The following is a 20925-nucleotide window of genomic DNA, read 5'->3' on the forward strand; positions in this document are numbered from 1 at the left end:
AGCAGGTTCCCATTGCTTGTTCCCCTAGCGGACCCCCGGCTTCCGCAAGTGCTGCAGGATCAGTTCCACCGATTGAGGCGGCACATCCTGCAGCAGATCCCCCCGCTCCCGAAGGCGCTGCCCGATATTGAGCAAATGGAAATCGGCCGGAGACGGATTGCGGGCGACCTCCTCCCACGTAAGGGGCGTCGAAACGCTGGCCGCCTGCCGGGCACGGGGCGTGTAGGGGGCGGCCAGCGTTTTTCCGCCGTAATGCTGGAGGTAGTCGAAGTAGATTTTATCGCCGCGGTCTTTTTTTAGCCGTTCGATCGTAAACAGGCGCGGATGCTTCTCAGTGACATAACGGGCGACAAAATGGCCGATCAGCCGCAGTTCATCGAACGTAACGCCATACTGGATCGGCACGATAATTTGCACGCCGGTCGCTCCCGAAGTCTTGGGCACCGAGGACAGGCCGAGCGAGGTAAGGATTTCGCCGACATATGAGGCGGCCTCCATGATCCGGGGCTCTTCCTGCAGGGTTGGATCGAGGTCGATCATCCATTCGCAGGGCAATAACTCCCCTACATAATGCAGGGAGGGGTGAAACTCGATGGCCGCCAGATTGCCGAGCCACAAAAGGACGGGAAGGCTGTCCATGACAATGTACCGGATTCCTTCGTGTTCGGCGGTTTGGACAAAGGACGGGAGCGGATCGGGCGCGTTTTTTTGGTAGAAAAATTTGCCGTGAATGCCTCCGGGGTACCGAATGGTTGTCAGCAGGCGGTTTTGACAATAACGGAGCAGATAAGGCGAAAGCTCGGCCAGCCTCTGCAAGTAGATCAGCTTCGTAATCCCGGCTTCCGGCCATAGCAGCTTGTCCGGGTTGCTTACAGGCACCTCGGCTCCTTCAATCGTAATACTCCCTTTGATCGTTCGCGCCATAACAAGACCCTCCTTCCAGCTTCTTTTTATAGCGTTGCCCGTTTCCCCGAAACTATAAGCCTCCCCCCGACGGGATAAAGAAGGCCGGGGGAGGATACCGGAGCATAGGTTAGCCAATACAGGAACAGGAATGCGGAGCAGGGCGGGTGGGCACACTTGGAAAAAAGCCCGCACCATCGGAAGGAGAAAAATGACGCGGTGGAAGCGAAAAAGGAGGACGGAGAGATGGAGCTAAAGCCGGTCATTCCGTTTGAGCCGGTCAGAGCGCATGAAGTGCCCCATGGGGAAGATTGGGTCGCCCAGGTAAAGTGGGACGGAGTGCGCATGCTGACTTATTTTGACGGCCGGGAGGTGAGGCTGATCAATCGAAAAGGAAACGACCGCACCCGCCAATATCCGGAATTCACGGATGTGCCGGGGTATTGTCGTGCGAACTCGGTGATTCTGGACGGTGAAATGATCGCGATCTCCGGCGGGAAGCCCTCCTTCCACGAAGTGATGAAACGCGACAGCCTGCGGCGGGACCAGGAGATCCGCTCGGCCGTTTCGCGGGTTCCGGCGATTTATATGATCTTTGATATATTGTACTGCAACGGCGATTGGGTGACGGGGAGGACGCTAGGAGAACGCCAGGATCTGCTGAAGGAGATCCTCGTTCCGCATGAACGGCTGCAGCCCGTTCCCAATGTGGCGGACGCGGACCGTCTTTTTGCGGTGATGAAACAGCAGGGCTGGGAGGGCATCGTCTGCAAACGGCTGAACAGCACCTATGCGGTCGGCGGAAAAGATGCCCGCTGGACCAAGCTGAAGCTGGCGCATGATCTATACGCAGCCATCGGCGGAGTTACCTACCGCGACGGCAGGGTCAACGCTATTCTACTGGGGGTGTACGATGCAGAAGGAAGATTTCTGTATATTGGCCATGCCGGAACGGGAAAATGGAAAATCGAAGAATGGAGAAAAATCACGGAGCTGGCGCATCAGCTCAGAACGGGAACAAGGCCATTCGCCAACACGCCGGAACGCATTAAAGGGGCGGACTGGCTGATGCCGCAGCTTACCGTGAAAGTCCAGTTTCTGGAATGGACGCCCGGGGGGACCATGCGTCACCCGGTCATCCAGGGCTGGGCGGGCGTGCCTGCCGAAGCCTGCGTCCTCACCCAGCAGGTTTAAGGGTCAAGGGGAGCCGCTAAAGCGGAGCAGGCGTATGCTCAGGATATCGTCTTCTTCGCGGTTTTCCCCGTGCTTTTGCGCTTAGGCTTCGTCACGACTTCCGGCTCGCCCGCACCTGCGCCCGCCGCGGGGGCTTTGGTCTTTTTGCCGCCGCCCGCCGCGGCCGCGCCCTCTGCCGCCGGGGCCTTCGTCCGGCCCCGCTTGGCCTTGGCCGGCCCGGGATCGGTGGCGATCGGCTTGACGGCCTCGATACTCGCCTGGAGCGCGGCCATCAGGTCGATCACATTGCTCTCCGGCCTGGTGGGAGCCAGGCTGATTTCCTCTCCGGCCACTTTGCTTTCGATCAGCTGCAGGAGGTTTTCCCGGTAGTCGTCCGTGTATTTTTCCGGTTCAAACGGGGTGGACAACTGTTCGATCAGCAGCCGGGCCATCGTCAGTTCCTTCTCATTGGTGCTGATCTGTTCCGGAAGGTTCGGCACTTGCGAGATCGGACGGATCTCATCGGGGAAAAAGATCGTCTCCACCGCGAGGCAGCCTTCCATCACCCGGATCGCGGCCAGACTGCTTTTGGAGCGGATGGCGATTTTTGCGACCCCGATTTTACCCGATTGGCGCATCGCCTCTAGCAGCAGTTGGTAAGCGTTCGATCCGGCCTGGTCCGGAGACAGGTAATAAGTTTTCTGAAAATAAATCGGATCGATCTCATGAAGATCGACAAAATCTAGGATGGTGATCGTTCTTTCGGCACGGGCGGACAGCTGTTCCAGCTCTTCTTTCTCAAACAGAACGTATTTGCCTTTTTCGTATTCGTACCCGCGCGAGATTTCCTCCCAATTTACATCTTCGTCACAGGTGGGACAGCGCCTGACGTAGGAGATTGGACTGCCGCACACTTTATGGATATATTTCATCGAAATATCTTTGTCCTCGGTGGCGGAGAACATCTTGACCGGCACATGGACAAGACCGAAGCTGATCGCTCCCTTCCAGACGGTATGCATCTATCAATCGCTCCTTTAAAATCGTATTTTCCTTAGTATTAGATAAAATTTGGTTTTCTATAAGGGTCAGTTCGAGCCTACCGGGGTCGGATTCCGTGTTGCGGGGCCTGGGACAGACCGATATAATGGGGACATACGTTTTTTGAGGGCTACGGATGAAAAGCGGGCGCCAGTCCCATGGCATTTCGGGTGCCGCCAGGCTTTTTTTGAATATCTGCAGGTATTTGGATGCCCGGTGGAAATAGCGGCCTTTTGGGGCGCTATTTCCGCCCGATTCGGCTTCGGGCGAATCATAGCGGCCCAAAAGGGCCTTATTGACCTGCCCAGGGCCCCATAATCAGGGACTGGCCCGCTTTCCCAACAATAAGACCCGAAAAAGCCGCTATTTCACACCGCCTAGTCGAATTCGACAAAATAGCGCCTCATCAGGCACTAGCGATGCACTAACCCTAACATGAAAGAAGAGTGTGGTTAAAAATGGGAGCCCTATCTTACGCATGGCGTAGTCTTCCTTTTTTTTCGGGAAATTTTCTTTTGCCTTCCAAGGCTGACCTGCATTGAAATAATCGAGTATGAATTCCTGCAAAAGGTCAGGCATTCCGGCTGGTACTAACGCCTGAGAGGAGTCTAACGGCTGTAGCAGCCGCTATTTAACGAAAAGTAGCCCTTTCGAAATTCTAACGGTCGTGAGCGCCGTTATTCTCTTGGATTCTCGCTTTAACAGCCTGTTTATGCGAAAATAAGCGCTGTGGCGACCATTAGAATGGGAAATCGGCGTTTTCAGGACAAATAACGGCTGTGGCAACCGTTAGCGTTAATTTCCGTCTTTCTTGCAAGGCTGCTCATGCGACGGCGGTTAGGGAAATGGGACACGCCGGATCCAACTCGCCACACCGAGGCGACAAGTTTCAAAATAAGTAGCACCCTGTCAGGTTTGATGCAACTTCAGTGCTCATCAGGCCCTTATTTACCTGCACGGCATTCAAATTGCTTAATGCCACGATAGTGCACTTGTGCACGAGCGAGACGCTTGCTCGCAACATGTTCTTATAGAGCTGATGGAAGCCACCGGCCAAGCCGGAGGTTATGACTGAAAGAAGGGTACCGAAGAATGGATGAATGGATGTTTGATAAAGGCGCCGCGGGATTCGTGTTTCGGGCGGAGAACCTGGAGGGGACCGACCGGCTCGCCGGCCGGCTGGCCCATATGGCCGTTCCCGGGACCGTCATCGCGTTGGACGGGGACTTGGGAGCGGGAAAGACCGCTTTCTCTCAGCGGTTCGCCAAGCATTTGCAAGTGGCGGACACCGTGAACAGTCCGACGTTTACCTTGATCAAGGAGTATGCGGGCAGATTGCCCTTTTACCATATGGATGTGTACCGCCTGTCGCTGGAAGAAGCGGAGGAGCTTGGACTGGACGAGTATTTCTTTGGCGCCGGGGTAACCTTGGTGGAATGGGCGAGCCTGATCGAAGAACTCCTGCCGCCCGAGACGCTGTATATCTACATCGAATCGGGGATGGACGGGGAGCGGACTTTTTACTTAAAAGGCTGCGGGCAGCCCTACGAAGCCTGGATCGACAACTTGCGGGAGAATGGAGTCGGGGATCATGAGTAACGAGCAAGAGGTACGGCCAGTCCGGCGGTTATTGGCTTTCGATACATCGACGTCCTCCCTGGCGGTGGCCGTGATGGAAGACGGCAAATTGCTGGCGGAGCGAAATATCCGCGCCGAACGGAACCATTCGGCGTACTTGATCGGCGCGATCGAAGATGCGCTGGCGGCCGCCGGCATTGCGAAGGCGGCGCTGGACGGCGTCGCCGTCGGCGTGGGCCCGGGCTCCTATACGGGAGCCCGGATCGCCGTCACGACGGCGAAGACGCTGGCGTGGGCCCTGCGCCTGCCGGTGTACGGCCTGTCGAGCCTGGAGGCGCTCGCCTGGGGCGGGCTCGCGCAGGGCGCGGGCCTGGACGCCGCGGACCTCGGCGTCCAAACCGGCAGCGGGGACCACTGGGTCATCCCGCTGGTGGACGCGCGGCGCGGTCAGACCTATACCGCGCTGTTCGCTGCCGGAGCCGGGCGGCCGTGTCCGGAGCGCATGGAGCCGGACGCGGTCCGGCTCATGAGCGACTGGACGGAGCAGCTGGGCGCCCGGCTGCGGGAGCTGGCGCCGGCGGAACGCCCGGCCGGCGTATGGTTCGTGGGCGAAACGGGGCAGCATGCGCCCGCGGCTGAAGCGCTTCGGCCCTTGCTCGGCGAAGCGCTGCACGTGATTCCCTACGAACTGGAGGGAATCGCCGTCGGGTTGGCTGCCGTCCGCCGGGCGCGGACGGCGGGCGGCGACGAGGTGCACGCCCTCGAGCCGAACTACACCCAACTGGCCGAAGCCGAAGCCAAACGGCTGCGGGAACGGCGTTAGGGGGCCGGTGATCATGGAATATCTTAAGGAAGAGACCGCCGGGCATGTCGGGTTCCGAACGATGGAGCTGGGGGACATTCCCGATGTGATGGTCATCGAGCACGAGTCCTTTTCGCTGCCTTGGAGCGAGGAGGCTTTTCGCAACGAGTTGACGCTGAACCATTTTGCCCGCTACCTGATCATGGAGGTGGACGGGCACCCGGTAGGATACGCCGGGATGTGGACGATCGTCGATGAGGCGCATATTACGAATATAGCCGTCCGAACCGCTTTTCGGGGGCGGCATTTGGGCGAGCGGCTGCTGCGCCGGATGATGAGTTGGGCCGGGGAGCTCGGCATGGAACGGATGACCCTTGAAGTGCGCGCCACCAACCGAGTGGCGCAAGCGCTCTACGCCAAGCTCGGCTTCGTCCCGGCGGGCGTGCGGAAGGGATATTATTCCGATAATCAGGAGGACGCCGTAATCATGTGGTGCGAGCTGCCGGAGGAGCTGCGCGGAAGCGGCGAGAAGGAAGGAAGCGAATAACTTGCGGAATCAGGATTGTTATATACTTGCGGTGGAAACGAGCTGCGACGAAACTTCGGCGGCGGTCGTCAAGAACGGGACCGAGGTTCTGTCGAATTTGATTGCCAGCCAGATCGAGACGCATAAAGCGTTCGGAGGCGTTGTCCCCGAGGTCGCTTCCCGAAAGCATGTGGAGAGCATTACGCTCATGCTGGAGGAGGCGGTCGAGCAGGCGGGGATCGCTCCCGGAGAGCTGTCGGCCGTGGCCGTGACCGAGGGGCCGGGCCTGGTTGGCGCCCTGCTGGTCGGTATTATGGCGGCCAAAAGCCTGGCCTTTGCGCTCGACAAGCCCTTGATCGGCACCCACCACATTGCGGGCCATATCTATGCGAACCGGCTGGTGGGAGAGATCCGTTACCCGTGCCTGGCGTTGGTCGTATCCGGCGGACATACGGAGCTCGTGTTCATGCGCCGGGAAGGCAGCTTTGAGCTGATCGGCCGGACGAGGGACGACGCGGTCGGCGAAGCCTATGACAAGGTGGCGCGCGCGCTCGGCTTTCCATATCCGGGCGGGCCGCATGTCGACAAGCTGGCGATGGAATCGGAGGTGGCGGAGGAGCTTCCTCGTGCCTGGCTGGAGCACGACTCATACGATTTTAGCTTCAGCGGCCTGAAATCGGCCGTCCTGAATGCGGTCAACCGGCATCGTATGCGCGGGGAGGACGGCTATCAGGCCGCCATCGCCCGCGGTTTTCAAGAGTCGGTGATCGAGGTCGTGGTGGAAAAAGCGATCCGCGCCGTCAAATCGACCGGCGCCGTACAACTGCTGCTTTGCGGCGGGGTGGCCGCGAACCGCGGCCTCCGTCAAGCCTTGGGCGCACGCTGTGAACGGGAAGGCATTCCGCTGTCGATCCCGCCGATGAAATACTGTACCGACAACGCGGCCATGATCGGCGCCGCAGCCTACCTGAAATGGCAGCGCGGGGAGTTTTCGGAGATGGAGCTGAAACCGGAGCCCTCCTTGTCTTTGGAGGCCTGGTCGGCGCGTTGAATAACCGGGAAGGGTAAATAAAATCGCAGAGTCCACATCCGCAGGCAAGTCCGCGGATGGAGGACTCTTTTTCTGCTTCCGCAGACGGCGGTTTACTTAGTATACTGGGAGAAAGACGTGTCGTTTTGAAAGGAGCGCCCCCTTACCATGAGTTATCAAAATACATTTATCCTGATTTCCTCGGATTGCCCGGTTCAGGAAGGGATCGAGCCGATAAGCAGGAAGGAGAGCAAGCCGGTGCACGTCATTCAGTACGAGCTGCTCACAGCGAATCCGTACAAGTATAATTATGATGAATTGCTGTTTGAAACGCATGTCCGGCACAAGGGCATTTCCGACTCTATGCTGCTCGAACGCAGGCAAGAATTTCGGGAAGCCTTGTTCGCCAAAAAACATGCCTGCATGCGGGCCTCGGCCCTTCCCAAAAGATACGGCTGGGGCGTTCACTACGATGCGGAAGGAAAGATGGCGATTTATGGGGCGGATTCGCCGCAGTACCGCGCTTTTGCGGAAACGGGGCGCGAGGACATCCAGCTCTTGTTGGCCATGCGCAGCCGGAGAACCTAGAGCGCTTTGGTTTAGTATTTTGATTTATTTTCACAGAAAAGAAGGGAAGATAGGATGAACGAGGTACAAGGTCCGCTGATCACAAAAGATTCGCTGTTCGCCGATTTACGGGCGCTCGGCGTCGAAGAGGGAATGACGCTGCTTGTGCATTCCTCCTATAAGTCCCTGGGCGGTTTTGTTGCCGGAGGGCCGGTTGCGGTCATTCTGGCCCTGGAAGAAGCCTTGGGAGAAATGGGGACGCTGGTCGTACCGACGCATTCCGGTGATCTTAGCGATCCGTCCGGTTGGCAGAATCCCCCGGTTCCCGAGGCTTGGTGGGAGACGATCCGGGAGCAAATGCCGGCTTACGATCCCGATCTGACGCCGCTGTGGTACATGGGAGTTATCCCGGAATTGTTCCGGAAACAAGGGGGGACGATCCGGAGCGGGCATCCGAACGTCTCTTTTGCCGCCAGAGGAGCTAAAGCCCGGGACATCACCGACGGCCACGGTCTCGATTACGGGTTGGGCGAAACCTCGCCGTTGGCGAGAATATACGAGACGGAAGGCTGGGTTCTGCTGCTGGGCGTAGGTCATGGCAACAACACTTCCATCCATTTGGCCGAATATCGGGCGGATTACCCCGGCAAAAAAGAAACCGTCCAAAACGCCCCCATGATGGTGAATGGACTGAAAAAGTGGGTGGATTACCGCGATGTCGAAATCGATGCCGAAGATTTCGACCGGATCGGGGCCGACTTCGAACGAGACACGGGCCTGGTCCGGCGGGGGAACCTGGCGGGAGCCGCTTGCCTGCTCATGCCGCAAATGCCTCTGGTGGACTATGCCGTGGATTGGATGACCCGAAACCGCAAGTAACCGGCTCCGTTAAAGACGGGCCGGTTATGCCTACTCGAAAATCCCCATGCTGATATACCGTTCGCCCGTGTCCGGGGCGATGCAAAGCACCCGTTTGCCTTTGCCGAGCATCCGGGCCAGTTTAAGGGCGGTCCAAACCGCCGCGCCAGATGAGGGCCCGACGAGGATGCCCTCCTCGGCGGCAAGCCGCCGTACCGTATTTAACGCGTCGTCATCGTCCACCTGAACGATTTCATCGTAAACTTGCGTATTGAGGACCGGCGGGACAAAACCCGGGCTCGTGCCCACCAGCTTATGCGGACCGGGCTCGCCGCCCGAAAGCACAGGCGACCCTTTGGGTTCCACGACGGCAATGCGGATCTCCGGCAAATGTTCGCGCAGATATTCTCCGGTCCCGGTGATCGTCCCTCCCGTGCCCGAGGTGGCGACAAAGGCGTCGAGCCGGCCTTCCATTTGAGCCAGAATTTCGGGACCTGTCGTCAAGCGGTGGATCGAAGGATTGGCCGGGTTCTGAAACTGCCCGGGAATAAAACTGCCTGGTATGCTTGCCTGCAGCTCCAAGGCTTTGTCAATGGCGCCCGGCATCCGCCGCGAAGCGGGGGTGAGCACCACTTCCGCTCCGTAAGCTTTCAACAGGTTGATCCGCTCGGGTGTCATATTATCCGGCATGACAAGGATGGCCCTATATCCTTTGGCGGCCGCATTCATGGCCAGCCCGATGCCGGTGTTTCCGCTGGTCGGCTCGATAAGGGTGCCGCCCGGCCGGAGGAGCCCGGCTTTCTCCGCCTCCGCGATCATGTAGGAGGCTGCCCGGTCCTTTACGCTGCCGCTGGGATTAAAAAACTCAAGCTTCACATACACCTCCGCGTCCCCGGTTCCGGTCAAACGATTTATTTTTACGGCGGGCGTTTCGCCTACCAGATCTACAATATGGTCCACTACTCTCCGCTTCATGCTCCTTCGCCTCCGCATCTTCGGTTCGACATTTGCAAGTGATGACGATTATGTCTATTTTACTCATGCCGGTGCGGCGGTTTCAACGCAAAACTTAAGGCGGGGGATTTCCCGAAAACCGCGGGTATGATATGGTGTATCTAACAACGAAGACGAAGCCTGGAGGTTTCGTCTTCGTGCGTTAAGAGGGGGAGAAACAGTTTAATAATTGTGATTTATATCACAAGGGGGAGAGTCATGAATCGGATGGCGAGCATGCCCATAACCGTAAAGATATTAATGGGCCTTCATTTCTTTTTAGGCGTTGGGGCTCTCTTTGGCGGGGGCGCTTTAGTGCTGGACCCCAGCGGGCAGGGGCTGGGGATGCCCCCGGATATGATGCGAGTCCCTGTTTTTACGAATTTCCTGATTCCGGGCTTGATCCTCTTTCTTGTGCTCGGCATCGGTCCACTGGGAGTCCTGTTTTCTTTGTTAGGCAAAAAACGCTGGAAACTCGGAGAAGCGTTAAATGTGTTTAAAACGGTTCATTGGTCATGGACCTTCTCGCTGTATACCGGCTTTGTCTTAATCATTTGGATCACGGTGCAGATGTATGTTCTTGATGCGGTTTACATCGTTCATCTCGTTTATATGTTTCTGGGCCTGCTCATTCAGATCGTAACCTTGCTCCCTACCACTCAGGATTATTATCGAGAGACTTAAACACAAGCTACCAGGACTTAAGTTCCGTACGCTTCCAGGTATCCTTGGCCACGCAAATGTAAATGTAGTTTTCATCCCAAACGACGTCTCCTTGATTTCCGGGGGAGTTTGCCGAAGCCGGCGTGCGCGATTCGCGAATCCGAATCGAATCACCGTTCACATCGAGCTTGCTCTCCGGATCGGACGTCCCGATTCCGACGTTGCCTTTCTCCCGGCTGACGGCGATGGCGCTGTCGATGGGCTGGCCTTGATCGTCATACCGGATCAGGTTGAAATCGGCTCCTTTATTTCCCGCCGTTTCTCCGTTATTCGTCCGGAGGGCCCAAAGCGGTGTGGTTGCGTTGTCTTTGCCGGTTTTGGCAAATTGGACGTCACGGGCGCCTTCTCCGGCGACTCTCATAATCCCGTCCATGACGTTGAAGTTGGAGGAATGCGTGCGGATTTCGGCTACGTCGGTATCGTAAGGGATTTCAAACCGGGTGAACAGTTCGCCTTTATTTTTCCCCGTGGGGGACATCGTCGTTTCTATGGAAATGTGTTTATGGTCGTGCTGTTCCGGATTGTTGGCTTTATCGTGGGACACGATGGCTGTCTTGTCATCCCCGTTTTGGTCGGCCCAGGAAATGGCCGGTTTGGCTCGGTCGGCGGTCCACTGCAGGCGGATCAAATCGGACAGATGACCTTCGTCGGCGACCCATTTTTGATTGGTCGACAGATGGATTCGTTCGTTCTCCGGAAAAGCGACTCCCCCGCCTGGCAACGAGGATTCCTTAACGGGAAGGGAAGAGGATGAGCTTCCGGACGTACCGGACATTTGGCAGCCACCTACGAAGACAAGGCTTGTCCCTAAGGCTGCTATAGAGGCGATTTTAGCTAACTTCATCATCGAGCTCCTTTATGACAAATTTGTAATAAATTCTTATATAAATGATTGTATTTTTTCATGGAAATGGCAATAGGTATTTCGGTTGGTTTGTTTGGGATCAAGCTCCAGTTCTGGAGCAAGTTTTGCCGGTATGGGAGTTTCGTATCATAAATTAAGAAAGGAATGAAGCAAAAATGGTTAATAATCTAAAGGAAAAGAGCTATACAAAATACGTCATTTTGTTGACTTTAAATCCCGGGAGAAGTTTGGATGAGTCCCTGGTCCGGGACCATGTCCATCATCTGCGGGAACTGGACCGTTTGGGGAAACTGGTCATGTGCGGACCGTTCGGGAATTATAAAGGCGGGATGGTGATTATTGAAGCGGAGGGAATGGAGGAGGCGATCCGGTGGGCGGAAAATGATCCGTTCGTAAAATCGGGAGCGGAGAACTATGAAATTCGGACTTGGGAAATTTCTTGCGAGGAGAACAATCACTTGGGAATGGGTTAAGGGAAACCGGAAAAGTCAAGTTGTGGACAACAATATCTCTAGCATACCGTCCTTGATTATGAAAATGGACTGAAAGCTTGCCGGCCAAAGACGGAGGCTTATTCGTGAAAACAACCGGTTTATTTTCAAAAAACTGTGGATAATGGGCATAACTTCGTGGATAATACAGGAAAACGATCAAAATCAGCTTAGAAATCAAGAAAAAACGACCTCAATGGTCGTTTTTTCTTGTGGGTATCCCTGTTGATTTTGTGGATAAAGTTGTGAATAAAGGGAGCCGGGCTATTTTGACTATTTTGCAAATTATTCTGCCGCCAGCGCCTCCCATTCTTCATAAGCGGCAGCCAGCTCCGACTTGAGCTTATCAATCGCGGCCTGGCGCTCCTGCAGCAGGGCATAATCCTGGTAGACCTCAGGCAGCATAAGTTCGGCTTCCAAATCGGCGATGTCCGATTCGAATTTGGAAATGTCTTCTTCCAACTGTTCCAACCTGCGGGCACGCGCCCGTTCCTGCCGTTTTGCCTGCTTTTCCGCCTCATAGGACATCGCGCCCGCTTTTTCCCCGGGGGGACTGGTTTGATTACGACTCTCTTTCCCGGAAGGGGCCAGGGTTTGCTCGGCAACCAACTCGCGCAGCTCCTGTTTTTTCTCCAAATAATCGTCATAATTACCCAGGAAATGTTCTATTCCGTCGGGATTCAGTTCCTCGATACGTTCGGCCATTTTATTCAGGAAGTAGCGGTCATGCGAGATGAACAGCAATGTGCCGTCATAATCCAGCAGAGCCGATTCCAGCACCTCTTTACTGAATAAATCCAAGTGGTTGGTCGGTTCGTCAAGGATCAGCACGTTGGCCTTCTGCAGCATCAGCTTGGCCAGGGAGACCCGCGCTTTTTCCCCGCCGCTTAATGCCGCGATTTTCTTAAGCACATCCTCGCCGCTGAACAAAAAATTGCCGAGCACGCTGCGTATCCGAACTTCCTCCAAATGGGGAAACGCGCTCCAGACTTCTTCCAGCACGGTGTTGCCCGGGTTTAAATGGCTTTGTTCCTGGTCATAATAACCAATCTTCACCTTCGTTCCCCAGGTCAACTTGCCCGAAGTAGGGGAAAGGTCTCCGGTGAGCATTTTCAACAGCGTCGATTTGCCGATCCCGTTCGGTCCGATCAAAGCCACGGTTTCCCCGCGTATTAAACTGAAGGAAACATTGCGGAATAACGGCTCGGCTCCGGGTTCAAAGGCGTACGAGAGACCGTCAACCTGAAGCACATCCTTACCGCTCATGATTTCCGCTTCAAAGGAGAAACTCGCTTTCTTCAAGTCGCCGGGCGGCCGGTCCATGACTTCCATTTTTTCAAGCGCCTTGCGGCGGCTTTGCGCCCGTTTCGTGGTTGAAGCCCGTACGATATTGCGCTGGATAAAAGCCTCCATCCGGGCGATTTCGTCCTGCTGCTTTTCGTAGAGCTTCATTTGGCTTTCGTATTCCGCCGCCTTCAATTCGATATAACGGCTGTAATTTCCGGTATATCTGCGGGACTGGTGCCGTTCGATCTCCACGATCACATTGGCGAGCCGGTCCAGAAAATAACGGTCATGGGATACGACGAGCAATGCGCCCGAATAGTTCCGCAGATAGTCCTCCAGCCAGGTCAGCGTCTGGATATCCAGATGGTTGGTAGGTTCGTCCAGCATGAGCAGATCCGGGGCCTGGAGCAGAATCCGGGCGAGCGCCAGCCTGGTTTTTTGCCCCCCGCTGAGCGTGGAGATCACGGTATCCGGCGAAAAGCCGCCGAAACCCATGCCGTGCAGCACGCTGCGGATGCGGGTCTCGATTTCATAACCGCCGTGGTCTTTGAACCAATCGGACTTGGCGGCGTACCGGCTGAGCAATTCTTTATAGGCTTTATCCTCATGATCCGCGGCAGGGTCCGCAATCTGGATTTCCATCTGCCGGAGCTCCTGCTCGGTTTCCGTCAAATCGGAAAAAACGGCGAGCATTTCCTCCCAGATAGTGCGGTCCGATTGCAAACCGCTGTTTTGGGCGAGGTATCCGACCCTCGTTTCCTTCGCTTTAAAAATTTGTCCGCCATCCGGAGTCAATTCACCCGCCAAAATTTGCAGCAAAGTGGATTTGCCGGCGCCGTTTACCCCGACGAGACCGATCCGGTCCCGTTCCAGAACCTGGAGGTTAATCCCGCCGAGGATGGTGGTTACTCCGTACAATTTCGTAATGTCCGTAGCTTGAAGCAGCATATCGTATTGATCCTCCTATATATCACACCCATCTGTATTCAGTGTACATGAAATGCGGGGTAAATGCACCGCTCATTCCCGGCGGAAAAGGGATGAAACCTGCCGGTTCAGTTTTCATTTTGCGTTAACAATGATACACTAAGGGAGGAGATGGCAGTTCCCGTATTTTGACGGGAGGGAGTTTACGGATGGACATCAAGGAACGCAAAAAAGAACTCAGAGCTCACATGGCTGGGGTACGGTCGAGTATTCCGGAGGCTGTGCGTCAAGCCGAGGCGCTGGCTGCCTGCCTGCGTGCGGAGCAGGAAGTGCTCGGTCCGCTGCGGGCCCGAAAGGGCGCCCCTCTTACGGTTTTCAGTTATTTGTCGTTCCGCGATGAACCGGACACAACTCCGCTATTGCGAAACTGCCGGGATCGGGGAGACCGGATCTTGGTTCCCCGTGTGTCCGGTGGCGGAGTGATGACGCTGCATAGGTTGAACGGGGCACAGGACTTGATCGAGGGGCTTTGGGGAATCCCGGAGCCGAATGAGAAAATTCCCATTTGGCCTGTCAGCCGCTACGGGGAATTGGACGTGATACTGGTCCCCGGGCTGGCCTTTGACCGCCTCGGCGGTCGGATCGGCTACGGCGGCGGGTACTATGACCGTTTCATGAGCGTCCTGGGAGAGACGAGTCATGCTGTGATGTCGTGCGGAAGCCGACGGGTTCTAAAGACAGCCCTCGCGTACCGGGAACTTATCGTGAAGGAGCCGCTTCCGATGGAAGAACATGATTTTAGACTGGACATGCTGTTTACGGCGTCCGGTACAATATATATAGAAGGAAAGTAGTGAGGAGAAGAATGGATTCGGCAGACGGTCAAGGGAAATTGACTCATTTTAACGAGCAGGGCAGAGCCCGTATGGTGGATGTCTCCGGCAAGGCGTCCACGGTCCGCGCAGCGGTTGCGGAAACGACGGTCCGCATGCTTCCTTCTACATTGCAAGCGATCAAGGAAGGCCGGATCGGGAAGGGGGATGTCCTTGCCGTAGCCCAAATCGCCGGAATTCAAGGGGCGAAGCGCACGTCAGACTGGATTCCGATGTGCCACCCGTTGCCGTTAACGGGGGTGAACCTCGTTTTTACCGATAACGGGAAGGACGAGCTGTACGTGGAAGCCACGGTGAAGACGGAGGGCAAAACCGGCGTGGAAATGGAGGCGCTCACGGCCGTTTCCGCCGCGGCGCTTACGGTTTACGATATGTGCAAAGCGCTGCAGAAGGATATCGTGATCGGCCCTACGCAGCTGCGCTCGAAGAGCGGCGGAAAAAGCGGGGATTATGTCAGAGAGGGTTAATATCATTTTTCGTTCCGAGATGGATGAGGAGGGTGACTCATGGTTTGGAAAACAGCGATCCTTACGGCAAGCGACAAAGGAGCCAGAGGCGAACGTGAAGACACGAGCGCCCAGGTAATTCGCGAGCTGGTGGAGGAAGAGCTTGGCGGAGAAATTGTGGAGTATCGAATCGTTCCCGATGAACCGGATGAAATTATCGCGGCCTTGATCGAAATGACCGATTATTTTCACGCCGATCTGGTTTTGACGACAGGCGGAACGGAACTGGCCATTCGAGATGTAACCCCTGAAGCGACGCGGAGGGTCATCGAGCGGGAGGTTCCGGGGATGGCTGAGGCGATGCGCTATACGGCGATGAAGAAAAACCGGGGAGCCATGCTCTTCCGGGGCATTGTCGGTATTCGCGGACGCACCTTGATCGTGAATCTGCCAGGCACTCCTAAAGGGGTGCACGAGAACTTGGCGGCGATTATGGACCAGCTTCCGGAAGCGCTGCTGATGGTTACCGGCCAATTTCGGCTGTAGACGTTGAGCCCCCAGGGAGGATGGGGAAATCCGTCAAAATTATGGACTAATTTTGTGATATAAGTTATGGTATATCTATAATGAAAGGGTTTGCGGAAGGAGAGTCAGGATGACAGGCGGGATTTTGTTAATCATCATTGCGGCTTTGCTGCTGTTTGGACCTAACAAATTGCCGGAGCTCGGACGCGCCGTTGGACGGACATTCCGTGAATTCAAGGAGGCGACCCGGGATATCGTCGATGACGAGCCCGAGCCGAGGAAAGCCGAGGCACCGGTGACTGCGGCGGTGCAGCCCGAGAAGGGCGACCCTCGTCGCCTGCCGGAGTGAGCCCAACTTGAGAGGAAAGCTCCCAGGAATCCTTCCCTGACCGGGAGGGATTTTGTTTGTAGATGTCGCATCGGATGGTAAGGAGGCAAAATTTTGGCTGAAGAGCAGGATAAGCAAAGTGTTGTCGCTCATTTGGCGGAACTGCGGCGGCGGTTGTTTTATGTCTTATTCGTTTTTGTGCTGGTTCTCGTGGCCGCTTTTTTTGTCGTGGACCCGATCTATCATTATATCACGGTCAATGCGCTATCCGGCGTCCGAATCGAGCTGAACGCCTTTTCATTTTGGGACGGCGTCGGCGTCTACATGAAAATCGCTATGGTGGTGGCGCTGGGGGTTACCCTGCCATTTACGCTGTACCAACTCTGGGCGTTCGTCAGTCCGGGGTTGAAGCCGGCGGAACGTAAGGCCACCTTAAAATACATCCCGTATGTATTCGTTTGTTTCCTGGCCGGCGTGGCCTTCGGCTATTATGTCGTCTTTCCGCTGGCGATGTCGTTTACGGGCTCGCTGAATAAGCAGCTGGGGCTGATCGAGACCTACGGAATGGCGGACTATTTCAAGTTTTTGATGAATATTGTCCTGCCGATCTCCCTGTTGTTCGAACTGCCGCTGGTGATTCTGTTCCTGACCCAACTGCGGCTGCTCAATCCTGTCCGGCTGAAAAAAATGCGCCGCATGGCCTACTTTATTCTGGTGGTCATTTCGGTGATGATTACCCCGGCCGACTTTTTCTCCGCGTTCCTGGTACTCGTCCCGCTTATTCTTCTCTACGAGCTAAGCGTCGTGTTGTCCAAGCGGGTACATCGGAAGCAGCTTGCGGCGGATGCCGAGCGGGAACGGAGATATAAATAGGTTCTTGGAATCAAGAAAAACCCGGTTTCGGAGGAGTCTGTCTCGCGACCGGGTTTTATTTTGCGGCGGGACGGCGGGCGAATGTTAACGGAACTAATTAGCGGCTATAGCGTCCATTAAAAATACGCGGGTACTTTAGTGTCTATGCCCCTATCCCCGCAATGGAATATATTTATCCTCCGGAGGATAGAATGGTGAAGCGAGGCTGTCCAAGATTTTCATAAATTAAAGACAAAAATTGTATCAGGGACTTGAAATCTGCAAACAAGTTGAGTATCATAAAAGTGGTTATTAGCACTTGAGTATGTTGAGTGCTAATACATAGTTTACTTCAATCCATCAACACAACATATTTAAAGGAGGCTATTTTTTCATGATCAAACCTTTAGGTGAACGCGTATTGGTAGAACCGATCGAACAAGAAGAGACAACCGCTTTCGGAATCGTCCTTCCGGACACGGCGAAGGAGAAACCGCAGGAAGGCCGGGTAGTCGCTGTAGGCAGCGGCGCGCTGAAGGACGGTGTTCGTGTGCCTCTGGAAGTGAAGGAAGGCGATCGCGTATTATTTTCCAAGTATGCCGGAACAGAAGTGAAGTACGAAGGTAAAGAGTATTTGATTATGAAAGAGAGCGACATTCATGCCATCGTCGGTTAAGACGGTGCGTTATACATCCGAATTGCAGCTGTAACCATTTATAATTAACCAGGGAGGTAATTTACTAATGGCAAAAGAAATCAAATTCAGTGAAGACGCCCGCCGTTCGATGCTCCGCGGTGTTGACACTTTGGCTAACGCAGTAAAAGTTACGCTTGGACCGAAAGGACGCAACGTCGTTCTGGAGAAGAAATTCGGCAGCCCGCTCATCACGAATGACGGCGTAACGATCGCTAAGGAAATCGAGCTGGAAGACGCCTTTGAAAACATGGGCGCTCAACTCGTTAAAGAAGTAGCAACCAAGACGAATGACGTGGCCGGTGACGGTACGACGACGGCGACGGTTTTGGCTCAAGCACTGATCCGCGAAGGTTTGAAGAACGTAACGGCCGGCGCAAGCCCGATCGGATTGCGTAAAGGGATCGACAAAGCCGTTCGTACGGCGGTTGAAGAATTGAAGAAGATTTCCAAGACCATCGAAGGCAAGCAATCCATCGCTCAAGTTGCGGCGATTTCCGCAGCGGACGAAGAAGTGGGCGAACTGATTGCCGAAGCGATGGAAAAAGTGGGCAAAGACGGCGTTATCACCGTTGAAGAATCCCGCGGCTTCGCGACCGAACTGGAAGTCGTAGAAGGTATGCAATTTGACCGCGGCTACGTCTCCCCGTACATGATTACGGATACGGACAAAATGGAAGCCGTGCTTGATAACCCATATATCCTGATCACGGATAAGAAGATCAGCAGCACGCAAGAGATTTTGCCGATCCTTGAAAAAATCGTACAACAATCCAGACCGCTTCTGATCATCGCCGAAGATATCGAAGGCGAAGCTCAAGCGATGCTGATCGTGAACAAACTGCGCGGTACATTCAGCGCGGTAGCCGTTAAAGCTCCTGGCTTTGGCGACCGTCGTGAAGCGATGCTGCAAGATATCGCCGCTCTGACGGGCGGTCAAGTGATCACCGAGAAACTCGGCCTGGATCTGAAGAGCACTACGGTGGATCAATTGGGTAACGCTCGTCAAGTTATCGTTACCAAAGAAAACACTACTATCGTTGACGGCAGCGGCGACAAGAACGATATCACCGCTCGCGTTAACCAAATCCGTGCCCAACTGGAAGAAACCACTTCCGAGTTCGACAAAGAAAAACTGCAAGAGCGTTTGGCTAAACTGGCTGGCGGCGTAGCGGTCATCAAAGTCGGCGCGGCTACGGAAACCGAACTGAAAGAGCGCAAACTGCGCATCGAAGACGCCTTGAACGCAACCCGCGCTGCGGTTGAAGAGGGGATCGTTTCCGGCGGCGGCGTAGCGCTGGTGAACGTATACAACGCGGTAGCTAACATCAGCCTGTCCGGCGACGAAAAAACCGGTGCCGAAATCGTGCTCCGCGCTCTGGAAGAGCCGGTTCGTACAATCGCTGCCAACGCCGGCGAAGAAGGCTCGGTTATTGTTGACCGTCTGAAGAAAGAACAAGTAGGTATCGGCTACAACGCGGCTACCGGCGAATGGGTCAACATGTTTGACGCAGGGATCGTCGATCCGGCCAAAGTTACCCGTTCCGCATTGCAGCATGCCGCTTCCGTTGCAGGCCTCTTCCTGACCACCGAAGCTGTCATCGCCGACAAACCGGAACCGGAAAAACCGGCTATGCCTGACATGGGCGGTATGGGCGGTATGATGTAATAAAGGGTCCATAAAACCCTGTAATAGCGCATAACGAAAGGCTCCCGAGAGGGAGCCTTTTTCAATACCGAACGATGTTCCATCGGTTTTTTACTATCCTGAAATGCGCTTTCGTGATGGCTTGTCAATGCGGCCTATTTTTTTGCCTCCACGAGACCATATCACCACCGGAATTAGTAATAAGGATAAAATCCCCCCAGTCAATGATAACGTTAGGAAGCTTGAACCTGCCACAATCATTCCGGACAATGCCCCGCCGGCAGCTCCCGACAATGCAATCAAAACATCCACTGTACCTTGAGTTTTAGCACGTGTGGAGGTTTCAGTTGAATCAACGATAAGGGCAGTCCCGCTTATCAAACCAAAATTCCATCCTAATCCAAGTAAAGAAAGGGCAATTACTAGAAAAACCATAGAATCTCCTGGTGCGAATGCCGCCATTACACCTGCCAGAAGCAACGTAGTTCCAGAAGCAATAGCCATCGCAATACGCCCTAACTTATCAACAAGGACACCTGTAACCAGTGAGGGGAGATACATGGCGCCTATATGAAAACCAATAACAAGACCTACTGCACCCAAGCTATGTCCATGATGTCTCATATGAACCGGCGTCATTGTCATAATAGCCACCATTACAATTTGAGTAAGAATCATAATCGTTGCCCCAACGACTATGCCCCTTTTGTTTTCTGTATGCTCCGTTGCCACCGAACGTCCTTGATCACCGGGTTCTTGGTTGGTCGCTTCGATCATTCTGGCTATAACTAATGGATCGGGACGAAGCATTATAAAAAGGACAACACCTGCTAGGATATATGCTGCTGCTGCTAAAATGAATGGGCCGGCAAGTGACGGAACACCAATGGAAAGAGCAAAATTTCCCATAACATTCACTAAATTCGGACCTGCAACCGCACCGAATGTTGTAAAAACCATCGAAAAACTAACCGCAGTCGCTCGTTGTGTACTATTCGCTAAATCTGTACCTGCATAACGAACTTGTAAATTTGTTGCTGAACCTGCACCATAAACAAGTAGGGAGGTAAATAACAGAAACACACTGTTTATCATTGCTGCAATGATGATTCCTAGTGCGCCAAGTCCACCGATCATAAATCCCGCTGTCAGACCTGTACGACGACCATAACGTTGGGAAAGTCTCCCGACGAATAAAGCCGCTCCTGCTGAGCCTAAAGTAAGTAAAGCTGAAGGAAGACCGGCAAACGCATCAGTACCGAGCATTTGCTGCGCAAGAAGTGCCCCCACGGTAACTCCTGCTGCTAAGCCTGCACCACCAAAAATTTGTGAAATACTTATAACGAATAGTGTTCGCTTGTATAACTTTTTTTGATCTTCTGAAGAACGAATGTACCTTTTAAGCAAAGCTGTTTGGACGTCTGACACTTTTATTCTAACCCACCCTTTTAGCTCTCATCTTACGCTACACTATAAATTTTTACTTCGGGGTCAGCACTCCACAATGGCTTAAGCCCAACAACAACATCACTATTAAACATTTCACTTGTTAAATAAGCTTGTGCATTCTCAACACTATCGAATCCATGAAGCACCTGGACATCTTCGTTTCGAATTAGAAGTTCCTTAGAAATAGCGCCTTTTATTTGGGTCAGAAAAGGTTGGCGATAATCAGCGTATACCTTGGCCGCTGCCGGACGGTTTGCTTCATCAATCATCATTGTAATTTCTAAATATGCTTTGGTACTCATCTTATCAGCCTCCAAAATATATAA

23 protein-coding genes are annotated in these 20925 nt (G+C 54.3%); 16 read left to right on the forward strand and 7 right to left on the reverse strand.

Annotated features, from left to right (window positions below; translation table 11 throughout):
* Positions 1 to 24 precede the first annotated feature (24 nt).
* Positions 25 to 924 carry a non-homologous end-joining DNA ligase gene (gene ligD / locus V4U88_RS12640; protein WP_334073622.1) on the reverse strand — a complete coding sequence of 300 codons (900 nt, stop codon included), beginning with the start codon at positions 922 to 924 and terminating at the stop codon, positions 25 to 27.
* Positions 925 to 1149: 225 nt separating this feature from the next.
* Here ligD and V4U88_RS12645 point away from each other — a divergent pair, with 225 nt between their 5' ends.
* Positions 1150 to 2097 carry an ATP-dependent DNA ligase gene (locus V4U88_RS12645; RefSeq protein WP_334073965.1) on the forward strand — a complete coding sequence of 316 codons (948 nt, stop codon included), beginning with the start codon at positions 1150 to 1152 and terminating at the stop codon, positions 2095 to 2097.
* A 38-nt stretch (positions 2098 to 2135) separates the two neighbouring features.
* Here V4U88_RS12645 and ku read toward each other — a convergent pair whose 3' ends face one another.
* Positions 2136 to 3098 (reverse strand): non-homologous end joining protein Ku, encoded by a 963-nt coding sequence (gene ku / locus V4U88_RS12650; protein WP_334073623.1) that lies wholly within the window; start codon positions 3096 to 3098, stop codon positions 2136 to 2138.
* Positions 3099 to 4209: 1111 nt separating this feature from the next.
* Between ku and tsaE the strand changes: the two genes are divergently transcribed.
* From tsaE to V4U88_RS12680, 6 genes are all read left to right on the forward strand, one after another.
* Entirely contained in the window at positions 4210 to 4716 is a 507-nt protein-coding gene (gene tsaE, locus V4U88_RS12655; RefSeq protein WP_334073624.1) for a tRNA (adenosine(37)-N6)-threonylcarbamoyltransferase complex ATPase subunit type 1 TsaE, read from the forward strand.
* Entirely contained in the window at positions 4709 to 5518 is an 810-nt protein-coding gene (tsaB, locus tag V4U88_RS12660; protein WP_334073625.1) for a tRNA (adenosine(37)-N6)-threonylcarbamoyltransferase complex dimerization subunit type 1 TsaB, read from the forward strand. Before tsaE ends, tsaB begins: the two co-directional genes overlap by 8 nt.
* Positions 5519 to 5531: 13 nt before the next feature.
* Positions 5532 to 6044, forward strand: a complete 513-nt coding sequence (rimI, locus tag V4U88_RS12665) for a ribosomal protein S18-alanine N-acetyltransferase (RefSeq protein ID WP_334073626.1) — start codon at positions 5532 to 5534, stop codon at positions 6042 to 6044.
* A gap of 1 nt (position 6045) precedes the next feature.
* Complete coding sequence (gene tsaD / locus V4U88_RS12670; protein ID WP_334073627.1) at positions 6046 to 7074, forward strand: tRNA (adenosine(37)-N6)-threonylcarbamoyltransferase complex transferase subunit TsaD; 1029 nt, start codon at positions 6046 to 6048, stop codon at positions 7072 to 7074.
* A 147-nt stretch (positions 7075 to 7221) separates the two neighbouring features.
* Positions 7222 to 7641: a DUF6157 family protein gene (locus V4U88_RS12675; protein ID WP_334073628.1), complete on the forward strand. Its 420-nt coding sequence runs from the start codon at positions 7222 to 7224 to the stop codon at positions 7639 to 7641.
* A 54-nt stretch (positions 7642 to 7695) separates the two neighbouring features.
* Complete coding sequence (locus V4U88_RS12680) at positions 7696 to 8499, forward strand: aminoglycoside N(3)-acetyltransferase (protein ID WP_334073629.1); 804 nt, start codon at positions 7696 to 7698, stop codon at positions 8497 to 8499.
* Positions 8500 to 8529: 30 nt separating this feature from the next.
* On the opposite strand, the gene cysK is transcribed toward V4U88_RS12680, so the two are convergent.
* Positions 8530 to 9453 carry a cysteine synthase A gene (cysK, locus tag V4U88_RS12685; protein WP_334073630.1) on the reverse strand — a complete coding sequence of 308 codons (924 nt, stop codon included), beginning with the start codon at positions 9451 to 9453 and terminating at the stop codon, positions 8530 to 8532.
* A 237-nt stretch (positions 9454 to 9690) separates the two neighbouring features.
* On the opposite strand from cysK, the gene V4U88_RS12690 reads away from it, so the two are divergent.
* Positions 9691 to 10155, forward strand: a complete 465-nt coding sequence (locus tag V4U88_RS12690; protein ID WP_334073631.1) for a hypothetical protein — start codon at positions 9691 to 9693, stop codon at positions 10153 to 10155.
* A gap of 7 nt (positions 10156 to 10162) precedes the next feature.
* Here the strand turns inward: V4U88_RS12690 and V4U88_RS12695 are convergent, their stop codons facing one another.
* Positions 10163 to 10969 (reverse strand): hypothetical protein, encoded by an 807-nt coding sequence (locus tag V4U88_RS12695; protein WP_334073632.1) that lies wholly within the window; start codon positions 10967 to 10969, stop codon positions 10163 to 10165.
* A gap of 245 nt (positions 10970 to 11214) precedes the next feature.
* Here V4U88_RS12695 and V4U88_RS12700 point away from each other — a divergent pair, with 245 nt between their 5' ends.
* Positions 11215 to 11532 (forward strand): YciI family protein, encoded by a 318-nt coding sequence (locus tag V4U88_RS12700; RefSeq protein ID WP_334073633.1) that lies wholly within the window; start codon positions 11215 to 11217, stop codon positions 11530 to 11532.
* A 303-nt stretch (positions 11533 to 11835) separates the two neighbouring features.
* Here V4U88_RS12700 and V4U88_RS12705 read toward each other — a convergent pair whose 3' ends face one another.
* Complete coding sequence (locus V4U88_RS12705; protein ID WP_334073634.1) at positions 11836 to 13785, reverse strand: ABC-F family ATP-binding cassette domain-containing protein; 1950 nt, start codon at positions 13783 to 13785, stop codon at positions 11836 to 11838.
* A 188-nt stretch (positions 13786 to 13973) separates the two neighbouring features.
* Between V4U88_RS12705 and V4U88_RS12710 the strand changes: the two genes are divergently transcribed.
* The 7 genes from V4U88_RS12710 to groL all read left to right on the forward strand — a co-directional run bounded on the left by V4U88_RS12710 (position 13974) and on the right by groL (position 19171).
* Positions 13974 to 14618, forward strand: a complete 645-nt coding sequence (locus V4U88_RS12710) for a 5-formyltetrahydrofolate cyclo-ligase (protein ID WP_334073635.1) — start codon at positions 13974 to 13976, stop codon at positions 14616 to 14618.
* A gap of 11 nt (positions 14619 to 14629) precedes the next feature.
* Complete coding sequence (gene moaC, locus V4U88_RS12715; RefSeq protein ID WP_334073966.1) at positions 14630 to 15124, forward strand: cyclic pyranopterin monophosphate synthase MoaC; 495 nt, start codon at positions 14630 to 14632, stop codon at positions 15122 to 15124.
* A gap of 39 nt (positions 15125 to 15163) precedes the next feature.
* Entirely contained in the window at positions 15164 to 15649 is a 486-nt protein-coding gene (locus tag V4U88_RS12720) for a MogA/MoaB family molybdenum cofactor biosynthesis protein (protein ID WP_334073636.1), read from the forward strand.
* A gap of 109 nt (positions 15650 to 15758) precedes the next feature.
* Positions 15759 to 15977: a twin-arginine translocase TatA/TatE family subunit gene (tatA, locus tag V4U88_RS12725; protein WP_334073637.1), complete on the forward strand. Its 219-nt coding sequence runs from the start codon at positions 15759 to 15761 to the stop codon at positions 15975 to 15977.
* 93 nt (positions 15978 to 16070) lie between these two features.
* Entirely contained in the window at positions 16071 to 16829 is a 759-nt protein-coding gene (gene tatC, locus V4U88_RS12730) for a twin-arginine translocase subunit TatC (protein WP_334073638.1), read from the forward strand.
* 373 nt (positions 16830 to 17202) lie between these two features.
* Complete coding sequence (gene groES, locus V4U88_RS12735) at positions 17203 to 17484, forward strand: co-chaperone GroES (protein ID WP_148450824.1); 282 nt, start codon at positions 17203 to 17205, stop codon at positions 17482 to 17484.
* A 67-nt stretch (positions 17485 to 17551) separates the two neighbouring features.
* Positions 17552 to 19171 (forward strand): chaperonin GroEL, encoded by a 1620-nt coding sequence (gene groL / locus V4U88_RS12740; RefSeq protein ID WP_334073639.1) that lies wholly within the window; start codon positions 17552 to 17554, stop codon positions 19169 to 19171.
* Between the two features lie 93 nt (positions 19172 to 19264).
* Here the strand turns inward: groL and V4U88_RS12745 are convergent, their stop codons facing one another.
* Both V4U88_RS12745 and V4U88_RS12750 read right to left on the reverse strand, forming a co-directional pair.
* Positions 19265 to 20584, reverse strand: coding sequence for an MFS transporter (locus V4U88_RS12745; protein ID WP_334073967.1), 1320 nt, complete (start codon positions 20582 to 20584; stop codon positions 19265 to 19267).
* A gap of 26 nt (positions 20585 to 20610) precedes the next feature.
* Entirely contained in the window at positions 20611 to 20901 is a 291-nt protein-coding gene (locus tag V4U88_RS12750; RefSeq protein WP_334073640.1) for a hypothetical protein, read from the reverse strand.
* Positions 20902 to 20925: the final 24 nt, after the last annotated feature.

The organism is Paenibacillus sp. A14 (assembly GCF_036864815.1).
Classification (GTDB): domain Bacteria; phylum Bacillota; class Bacilli; order Paenibacillales; family Paenibacillaceae; genus Fontibacillus; species Fontibacillus sanfengchensis.

What these genes read in the sequence shown, in the direction of transcription:
- V4U88_RS12705 (WP_334073634.1), bottom strand. Translation starts at nt 13,785, where the DNA reads ATGCTGCTTCAAGCTACGGACATTACGAAATTGTACGGAGTAACCACC.
- ligD (WP_334073622.1), bottom strand. Translation starts at nt 924, where the DNA reads ATGGCGCGAACGATCAAAGGGAGTATTACGATTGAAGGAGCCGAGGTG.
- groL (WP_334073639.1), top strand. Translation starts at nt 17,552, where the DNA reads ATGGCAAAAGAAATCAAATTCAGTGAAGACGCCCGCCGTTCGATGCTC.
- cysK (WP_334073630.1), bottom strand. Translation starts at nt 9,453, where the DNA reads ATGAAGCGGAGAGTAGTGGACCATATTGTAGATCTGGTAGGCGAAACG.
- V4U88_RS12680 (WP_334073629.1), top strand. Translation starts at nt 7,696, where the DNA reads ATGAACGAGGTACAAGGTCCGCTGATCACAAAAGATTCGCTGTTCGCC.
- tsaE (WP_334073624.1), top strand. Translation starts at nt 4,210, where the DNA reads ATGGATGAATGGATGTTTGATAAAGGCGCCGCGGGATTCGTGTTTCGG.
- V4U88_RS12645 (WP_334073965.1), top strand. Translation starts at nt 1,150, where the DNA reads ATGGAGCTAAAGCCGGTCATTCCGTTTGAGCCGGTCAGAGCGCATGAA.
- V4U88_RS12750 (WP_334073640.1), bottom strand. Translation starts at nt 20,901, where the DNA reads ATGAGTACCAAAGCATATTTAGAAATTACAATGATGATTGATGAAGCA.
- tatA (WP_334073637.1), top strand. Translation starts at nt 15,759, where the DNA reads ATGACAGGCGGGATTTTGTTAATCATCATTGCGGCTTTGCTGCTGTTT.
- tsaB (WP_334073625.1), top strand. Translation starts at nt 4,709, where the DNA reads ATGAGTAACGAGCAAGAGGTACGGCCAGTCCGGCGGTTATTGGCTTTC.
- rimI (WP_334073626.1), top strand. Translation starts at nt 5,532, where the DNA reads ATGGAATATCTTAAGGAAGAGACCGCCGGGCATGTCGGGTTCCGAACG.
- V4U88_RS12690 (WP_334073631.1), top strand. Translation starts at nt 9,691, where the DNA reads ATGAATCGGATGGCGAGCATGCCCATAACCGTAAAGATATTAATGGGC.
- V4U88_RS12710 (WP_334073635.1), top strand. Translation starts at nt 13,974, where the DNA reads ATGGACATCAAGGAACGCAAAAAAGAACTCAGAGCTCACATGGCTGGG.
- moaC (WP_334073966.1), top strand. Translation starts at nt 14,630, where the DNA reads ATGGATTCGGCAGACGGTCAAGGGAAATTGACTCATTTTAACGAGCAG.
- V4U88_RS12695 (WP_334073632.1), bottom strand. Translation starts at nt 10,969, where the DNA reads ATGTCCGGTACGTCCGGAAGCTCATCCTCTTCCCTTCCCGTTAAGGAA.
- groES (WP_148450824.1), top strand. Translation starts at nt 17,203, where the DNA reads ATGATCAAACCTTTAGGTGAACGCGTATTGGTAGAACCGATCGAACAA.
- V4U88_RS12720 (WP_334073636.1), top strand. Translation starts at nt 15,164, where the DNA reads ATGGTTTGGAAAACAGCGATCCTTACGGCAAGCGACAAAGGAGCCAGA.
- ku (WP_334073623.1), bottom strand. Translation starts at nt 3,098, where the DNA reads ATGCATACCGTCTGGAAGGGAGCGATCAGCTTCGGTCTTGTCCATGTG.
- V4U88_RS12675 (WP_334073628.1), top strand. Translation starts at nt 7,222, where the DNA reads ATGAGTTATCAAAATACATTTATCCTGATTTCCTCGGATTGCCCGGTT.
- V4U88_RS12700 (WP_334073633.1), top strand. Translation starts at nt 11,215, where the DNA reads ATGGTTAATAATCTAAAGGAAAAGAGCTATACAAAATACGTCATTTTG.